At 39.0% G+C, this 7501-nt stretch carries 6 protein-coding genes; 2 read left to right on the top strand and 4 right to left on the bottom strand.

The features are described 5' to 3' along the window. Window positions 1–232 precede the first annotated feature (232 nt). Entirely contained in the window at window positions 233–877 is a 645-nt protein-coding gene (locus H4J50_RS17980) for a TorF family putative porin (RefSeq protein ID WP_108454755.1), read from the top strand. Window positions 878–1044: 167 nt separating this feature from the next. Here the strand turns inward: H4J50_RS17980 and metL are convergent, their stop codons facing one another. Together metL and metB are read right to left on the bottom strand one after the other, a co-directional pair. Continuing rightward, on the bottom strand, window positions 1045–3552 hold the full coding sequence (gene metL, locus H4J50_RS17975; RefSeq protein WP_182257567.1) for a bifunctional aspartate kinase/homoserine dehydrogenase II: 2508 nt from the start codon (window positions 3550–3552) through the stop codon (window positions 1045–1047). Between the two features lie 110 nt (window positions 3553–3662). After that, on the bottom strand, window positions 3663–4820 hold the full coding sequence (gene metB / locus H4J50_RS17970) for a cystathionine gamma-synthase (RefSeq protein WP_182257566.1): 1158 nt from the start codon (window positions 4818–4820) through the stop codon (window positions 3663–3665). Window positions 4821–5050: 230 nt separating this feature from the next. Between metB and metJ the strand changes: the two genes are divergently transcribed. After that, window positions 5051–5395, top strand: a complete 345-nt coding sequence (gene metJ / locus H4J50_RS17965) for a met regulon transcriptional regulator MetJ (protein WP_108454752.1) — start codon at window positions 5051–5053, stop codon at window positions 5393–5395. A gap of 91 nt (window positions 5396–5486) precedes the next feature. Here the strand turns inward: metJ and H4J50_RS17960 are convergent, their stop codons facing one another. Both H4J50_RS17960 and H4J50_RS17955 read right to left on the bottom strand, forming a co-directional pair. Beyond that, complete coding sequence (locus tag H4J50_RS17960) at window positions 5487–5906, bottom strand: VOC family protein (protein ID WP_182257565.1); 420 nt, start codon at window positions 5904–5906, stop codon at window positions 5487–5489. A 212-nt stretch (window positions 5907–6118) separates the two neighbouring features. Continuing rightward, the gene (locus H4J50_RS17955) at window positions 6119–7360 is read right to left on the bottom strand and encodes a malic enzyme-like NAD(P)-binding protein (RefSeq protein ID WP_182257564.1); all 1242 of its coding nucleotides are present in this window, start codon (window positions 7358–7360) and stop codon (window positions 6119–6121) included. Between the last annotated feature and the right edge of the window lie 141 nt (window positions 7361–7501).

The following is a 7501-nucleotide window of genomic DNA, read 5'->3' as shown; positions in this document are numbered from 1 at the left end:
TTTCAGTATAATAAGCATTAAATATTGAATACTTGCATCAAACGATGCCCTTTTTTGCACACAATCGATGATAATTGCACCAATTTAGTACAATTATACATTTGATGACAAATTAAAATTCAACTAAAAAACATGTAAAGCACTGATATATGATTATTTAATATAAAAATAGGCACTCAGGCACTTTCTTTGCAATAGCTACAACAATTATAAAAACTTAGTGGACTAAAACATGAAAAAATCAATTATCTCTCTTTCATTATCGACGATTCTAGCAACTTCAGCATTGGTTTCTACATCAGCCTCAGCACTTGAAGTAGAAGGTTTAAGTGCCAATGTTGGTCTAGTTTCTCAATATATTTTCCGTGGTATTGTACAAACAGACACAGCCTCAGCTAGTGCCGGTATTGATTATGAAAATAGTGGCTTTTATCTTGGAACTTGGGCGGCGGACGTTCAAGACGGTTTAGAAGTTGATATTTATGGTGGCTACGGCGGAGAGCTAGACAGTGGTCTAGGCTATAGCGTTGGTTTTACTTCATACCAATACACGGGTGATTTTGATACCTCATATAACGAAATCAACTTAGGTTTAAGCTACGATATGTTCTCACTGACTTATAACGTCGGTGAGTGGGAAGTTGAAAATGGTCCAGATCAAGACTACGACTTCTTATCGGCTACTGTTGAGCATGAAGGTTTTTATGCTATTTACGGTACTTGGGGTAAAGACTTTGATGGTGATTACATCGAAGTAGGTTACGGTACTGAAGTTTCAGGTTTCGATGTTGGTATTGCTATTGTATCTAACTCAAAAGAATTAGCCGGCTCTACAAGTGACGAAAACCTAGTATTTAGCATAGGTAAATCTTTTTAATACATAGTTAACAGCAACTATAATTAGATGTATCAATAAAATATTGATTGGTTGAGTTAAAGCCAATCAATATTTTTTTATCGCTAACAATTTTTTAATGAGTCAAAATTAAAATACTTAGTCTAGACCTCTAATTTAAGTCTTTAATTTAAACCTCAATTTAAACCTCAATTTAAACCTTTGATCTTAACTTGCTGATGACGATGGTTTAATTGTTGGCAAATAGTAACCAAATCGGCATGAATGCCACCAGCGGTTACATCACGACCTGCACCTGGACCACGAATAATCAACGCATTTTCCTGATACCATTCACTCTTAATTTGAAATACGTTATCGCACGGTGTTAACTGCGAGAAGGCATCTGTTTCACTCAACTCTTCCAAACTCACCTTTGCAACAACCTGACCATTGTCGCTTATAAACCTTGCTACATAACGAATAACACAAGCTTTCTCTTGTGCCTGTTTTAAGCGCGATAAAAACATCTCGTCAAGCTCAGCTGTTCGTGTAAGAAACTCGGTTAATGAGATATCACGCAGCGGTTCTGGTACTAAGCTTTGGCAGTCGATATCTGTTAACGATAACTCAAAGCCAGCAGCACGCGCGAGTATTAAAAGTTTACGTTGAACATCTCTACCTGATAAATCTTCTCGAGGATCTGGCTCTGTAATACCTTGTGATAACGCATCATTAAGCAGCGTTGAAAATGGTGTCAAACCATCGTAATACTGAAATAGCCAAGATAACGTGCCAGAAAATATGCCAGAAATTTCTGAAATTTTGTCACCACTATTAAGTAGCTCTTTAATAGTTGAATTAATAGGTAAGCCTGCACCAACCGTCGTATTTCCAAGCCAAATACTGTTGTTTTTATCTGCAGTTGTCAGTAATTGTCGATAGTTTTCTGTACTTGAAGAAGCAGCCCATTTATTCGCACCAATGACATGTATGCCACGGTTAAAAAACTCTTGGTACAAGTGGCTGAAAGCTTCACTAGGTGTAATATCAACAATAATCAATTCATCGTATGGGTGACTGGTTAACCACGCTAATAATTGTTCACTATCATATTGCTGTGCTTGTTGTTGATAATGTTCAAGCGCATTGGCTACATCTATACCATCGGTATTTATTAACGCTTTACTGGCGCCAACCAAGCCAACTAAATGAACATTTTCTAAGCCTGAAACACGTGCAATTTGTTTAGGTAACATGGTTAAAAAGCGTTGACCAATATTGCCTAAACCAGCAACTACCAATGCTATGTTTTTAGCGTCTTTTGTCATATCTGCATGAACATTATTGAGCACTTCACTCGAGCAAATCTCAGGTAATATCGCAATATAACTATGCTCATTAAAAGAATGTAAAAAATGTAAAGTGGGCTGATGTTTTAGCGCTCTTTTAAACCTAGCGCGCATATCTCCTTGCTTTGCCACGCTATGACCCACAATAGCTATAATCGCCACTGGTTTAAAGGTTACTTCTGTGTCATGGCTTGCTAGCCACTGGCTAACCGACTTTTGTTGTGCCTGTGGTACAACTATGTAGCCTTCGTCAAGGTTATAACAAACCGGTGAAAATTCACTGGCCGCTAACTCACCTGACTTGGCTAAAAAACTAGCAGACTTTGCTAATATTAAATCGTTTAAACTGGTCACCGAAAGCTCTTGCTTTGCTATTTGACCAAACTTGCCTATTTCACTACCGCTAATATCAGGTGCAAAGCTGCTCGCAACATGTAGGTGGGTATTATGATTGGTTAATGGTTGTAAGGTTTTTGCATGTAAAACAGGATTACCCAAACGACCAAGTTCATTAGCTACAGCATTAGGCAAACGGTGTAGTTTTCTCGCTGAAGGTACAATGCGAGGATCGGCGCTATAAATACCATCAACATCAGTCCAAAGCGTAACATTTCTCGCTTGTGACAATGCTGCCATTATTGTGGCCGAATAATCACTACCGTTACGCCCCAATGTACACGTTTGCTGTTGTTTATTACGTGCGATGTAGCCTGTTACAATCACTAATTTATTCTGTTGGCGAAGCGCAGAGAATGCAGTTTCACTTACGCTATAGTCAATGGTGCAATTTTTTTCATCTTGAAGTAGCAAGAAATCCCTCGCATCTAACATATAACTTGGGCAAACACTTTCGCTTAATACCGCTGACAATAAACGTGCTGACCATACTTCACCAAAGGCTAATAAGTCATTTTGATAACTTATAGGGTCATTGATTAATTTTTTTGTGCTGTCTGCAATTTCATCACTTAATAAACCATTAAGTCTGACAGCACTGCTGGTATTTAAAAGCTCATCAATTAATGTGGCTTGCACAGTATTTAAATCAGCAAGCGCGGCAAGTAATTGCTCACGTAACGTTACTAATTCATTATTTTCTTTATTGTATTCAGCACTTAGCAAAGTCGCATCTTTTAGTTCAACAGCTCGCTGATAGATATCAAACAATGCATCTGTAGTACTACCGTTGGCAGATACCACTACAATGTCGTTTATCTGGCAATGCTGACGAATAATATCCACTACACGTTCAATACATGCACTGGTGGCTAAGCTACTGCCTCCGAATTTATGCACATTACTAGCAATTTTTACCAATTTATTATTTGCCAAATTAGGCGTTTCCGCTACATTAGGATCAATCATTTTATTACCGCAGGCTGACTGATATTGTCACACCACTTTTAAATTATTTTTAATACGCTTATATCAAGGTCGACCAAATACACGGATTGGCCAACTTTTGAATAACGGATTTAGGCTTGGCTTGCATCAAGTGCTTGCGAAAGGTCATCGATCATATCTTCGATATCTTCAATACCCACAGAAAGTCGTATTAATGACTGAGTTATACCAGCAGCCAATTGTGCTTCAATCTCCATACCCGCGTGAGTCATGGTGGATGGATGACTGATCAAGCTTTCAACACCACCTAATGATTGAGCAAGGGTGAAAAACTTTAATTTATCGAACAATACTTTCACCGCTTCAACGCCCCCTTTAATCTCAAAGCTCATCATAGCGCCAAAATCATATTGCTGCTTTTTAGCTAATTCATGTTGTGGGTGATCGCTCAAGCCTGGAAAATATACTCGTTCTACCGCTGAATGCTGTTGCAAAAACGCTGCGACAGCATTAGCGTTAATTTGATGTTGTTTCATCCGAATAGGTAAGGTCTTTAAGCCACGTAAAGCTAAGTAACTGTCGAATGCTGAGCCTGTTATGCCGATACAGTTTGCCCACCAAGCAAGCTCTTCACCTAATGCTTGTTCTTTGGCAACTAAAACGCCGCCAACGACATCACTATGACCGTTGATATATTTAGTTGTTGAGTGAAAAACAATATCAGCGCCTAACAAGAGTGGTTGCTGTAACGCTGGTGATAAAAAGGTGTTATCAACAGCGACTAAAGCGCCTACGTTATGGGCTTGTATGGTTATCGCGGCAATGTCGACCAAACGTAAAAGTGGATTACTAGGAGACTCAAGTAAGACTAACTTAGGTTTTTTGGCAAGCGCTTCGCTTAATGCCGTTTGATCGTTTTGATCAACAACCACTAATTTAAATTGACCACGTTTGGCCAGGTGCGTAAATAATCGAAAACTGCCCCCGTAACAATCATGAGGGATCACTACTGTGTCTTCGGTATTAAGCAACTGGCAAATAAGATGAACGGCTGACATACCTGTACTAGTGACAATACCAACCGCACCTTGTTCCAATTCAGCAATAGCACGGGCAAATGTTGCGCGTGTTGGATTACCCGTACGTGAATAGTCAAACTGACGCTTTTCATTGAAACCTTTCAATGCATAGGTACTTGAAAGATGAAGAGCTGGAATAACAGCGCCATGGTGTTGGTCACTGTTTATACCGGCTCGAACAGCGGTAGTGGCTATTTTTTTCTCGCTCATGTGAACTCCAGATTGGATATTTTCTATATAGATGTTTGGACGTCTATCAATCTAAACGCTTTAAAGTGTGCGGTCAAGAACTTTAGACATCTAAACTTCTACACATTCGTTATTGACTCACGCCCCACAACCAGTAAAATCAGCTAGTAAGATAAAACTTATCGCAAACTGGTACACCAGAACAGCAATTTCTAAGTTTATCGCAATTAATTAAGCATAGAGGAATATTCATGGCAGAGTGGAATGGCGAGTATATTAACCCTTACGCCGAACACGGCAAAAAAAGTGAGCAAGTAAAAAAAATAACCGTGTCTATCCCTTTACGTGTGTTAAAAGTACTAACTGATGAACGTACACGCCGACAAGTAAATAACTTGCGCCATGCAACCAACAGTGAACTATTATGTGAAGCGTTTTTACACGCATTTACTGGCCAACCGTTACCTGACGATAGTGATTTGGCTAAAGACAACACACAAAAATTACCAGCAAGTGTTCGCAGAGCGTTAGAAGCACAAGGTGTAACTGACTTTAGTGAATACGAAACTGACATGGAAGAAGAAACAGAAGATTAATGGGATATAAACTATTAGGTTTATAAATGACAAAAGGCGCTTAAAGCGCCTTTTTTTATTATCTGAAGTATTTACTAGTGAAATTCATTTTTTAAATATACCAAGTTGCATCATTCAATTGCAGTAAATCCCACTTCGTTCCGTATAAGTCCTTAAACACGACTACTGTGCCATATTCCTCAACCCTTGGCTGTTCTGTAAACTCAACACCTTGGCTTTTCATGTATTCATAGTCTCGCCAAAAATCATTGGTTTGTAGAAATAAAAAAACTCGTCCGCCGGCCTGGTTACCAATTGATTGTTGCTGCTGCTCATTACTCGCTTTCGCCAATAATATATTAGTCCCTTCAGCGTTAGGAGGCGAAATTTGTACCCAGCGTTTCCCGCCGCCCAAGTCGGTATTTTCAATGAGTTCGAAGTTTAGCTTTTGGGTATAAAATTCAATTGCATCATCGTAATTTTCAACCACTAAGGCAATGTTAGATATGCGTTGTTTAATTGCTTTTGTCATATACTCTGCTCAACTGCCTTGCTTGTGAATTTACTCTGGAGTTTTTTTCAGCATACATATTATTCTAAAGTTGTTGATAAATAGTTTTCAAAAACCAAAGAAATCCATTGTCTGTATTTAATAAGCTTTTAAAATCAAAAAAGACGTCAATGTGACGCCTAATTTGTAGTGCCAATACCGACACCCTATCTTGCTTTTAGCTACCTAAATAACTAACCGTTATAGTTTTCAGGCATCTCTAGTGCTGCAACACCTGAATCAACGGCGGCTTGCGCAACTGCAATAGCTACAGCTGAACGTAAGCGCGAGTCCATTGGCTTAGGAATAATATAATCTTTACCGAAGCTTAAGCTTTCAGTACCACTAGCGGCAAGCACTTCAGCCGGCACGACTTCTTTCGCCAAGGTACGAATAGCATGCACAGCAGCTATTTTCATTTCGTCATTAATAGTTCGTGCGCGCACATCTAAAGCGCCACGGAAAATAAATGGGAAACAAAGTACGTTGTTTACTTGGTTAGGATAGTCTGAACGACCCGTAGCGATAATTAAATCATCGCGCGTTGCCAAAGCAAGTTCTGGTTTAATTTCAGGATCTGGGTTTGAACAAGCAAATATCACGGGGTTAGCAGCCATCAGCTTGACATGTTCTGCCGATAATACATTAGGGCCAGATACGCCAACGAATACGTCTGCACCATCAATAGCTTCTACTAAAGTACGTTTATCGGTATTATTAGCAAATAATTTTTTATATTCATTTAAATCGTCACGACGGGTATGAATAACGCCTTTCGTGTCGAGCATATAAATTTTTTCACGTTGTGCGCCACATTTAATCAACAACTCCATACAAGCAATTGCTGCCGCACCTGCGCCCATACAAACAATGTTAGCGTGTCGCAATTCTTTACCTTGAATTTCTAACGCGTTGATCATACCTGCTGCGGTGACAATAGCAGTGCCATGTTGGTCGTCGTGAAACACGGGTACTTTACAACGTTCAATTAACGCTTTTTCAATGACAAAACATTCAGGTGCTTTAATGTCTTCTAAGTTAATACCACCAAAGCTGTCAGCGATATTTGCTACTGTGCTAATAAAGTCCTCAACCGTTTTGTGTTTTACTTCAATATCAAAAGAATTAATACCAGCAAAACGTTTAAATAATAATGCTTTACCTTCCATCACCGGTTTAGCGGCCATTGGACCTAAGTTACCTAGACCTAAAATTGCCGTACCGTTAGTAATAACAGCAACCGTATTACCTTTACCGGTATATTTATAGACATCGTCAGGGTTCTCAGCAATAGCACGAACAGGTTCAGCAACACCAGGACTATAAGCGAGTGATAGATCTTGGCTGGTCTCAGCCGGGGTAGTTAATTCAACACTAATTTTACCTGGAGTTGGGTATTGGTGATAATCCAGTGCTTGTTGTCTAAGATCTGTCATGTTAATTCCTAATGTATGCGTCTGATGCGAGAGTCTATGGTTGTTTTTTTTTAGTAATGTCACTTAATATACTATTGCAATGCGTTGGCTAATTTCAAGCTATTTTGTATATATTAATTAGCTACAAGCTATAATTAATAT

The organism is Colwellia sp. 6M3, from assembly GCF_014077595.1.
GTDB lineage: Bacteria > Pseudomonadota > Gammaproteobacteria > Enterobacterales > Alteromonadaceae > Cognaticolwellia.
This window is presented reverse-complemented; position numbering and strand designations above follow the sequence as displayed.

What these genes read in the sequence shown, in the direction of transcription:
- H4J50_RS17980 (WP_108454755.1), top strand. Translation starts at nt 233, where the DNA reads ATGAAAAAATCAATTATCTCTCTTTCATTATCGACGATTCTAGCAACT.
- metB (WP_182257566.1), bottom strand. Translation starts at nt 4,820, where the DNA reads ATGAGCGAGAAAAAAATAGCCACTACCGCTGTTCGAGCCGGTATAAAC.
- H4J50_RS17955 (WP_182257564.1), bottom strand. Translation starts at nt 7,360, where the DNA reads ATGACAGATCTTAGACAACAAGCACTGGATTATCACCAATACCCAACT.
- H4J50_RS17960 (WP_182257565.1), bottom strand. Translation starts at nt 5,906, where the DNA reads ATGACAAAAGCAATTAAACAACGCATATCTAACATTGCCTTAGTGGTT.
- metL (WP_182257567.1), bottom strand. Translation starts at nt 3,552, where the DNA reads ATGATTGATCCTAATGTAGCGGAAACGCCTAATTTGGCAAATAATAAA.
- metJ (WP_108454752.1), top strand. Translation starts at nt 5,051, where the DNA reads ATGGCAGAGTGGAATGGCGAGTATATTAACCCTTACGCCGAACACGGC.